This window comes from Brevibacillus sp. SIMBA_040 (genome assembly GCF_046535075.1).
GTDB lineage: Bacteria > Bacillota > Bacilli > Brevibacillales > Brevibacillaceae > Brevibacillus.
Map to the genome: position 1 here is coordinate 1 of NZ_JAWRXI010000465.1, position 228 is coordinate 228.

A 228-nucleotide genomic window follows, 5' to 3' on the forward strand; every position below is an offset into this window, starting at 1 on the left:
CACCATTGCTGCCGGTGCTACCTCGGGCACAGCGACCGTCGCAGCCCCTGCCGATGACGTCTACAAAGACGCCGGCAAGGTCGAAGCCACTATTACCAAAGCCGAGGGTGGCAACTTCGAGAACCTGGAGACCAACCCGACTCCAGCCGTCACCGATGTCACTGACACCATCGATACCAGCACTGTTTCGCTGACAGCTACCCCTAATGTCGCCGAAGGCGGCACTGT

The 228-nt window shown here is 60.1% G+C and carries 1 protein-coding gene; it reads left to right on the top strand.

Annotated features, from left to right (window positions below):
- On the top strand, positions 1–228 hold a 228-nt coding region (locus SB752_RS33460), incomplete at both ends, for an immunoglobulin-like domain-containing protein (RefSeq protein ID WP_410719669.1).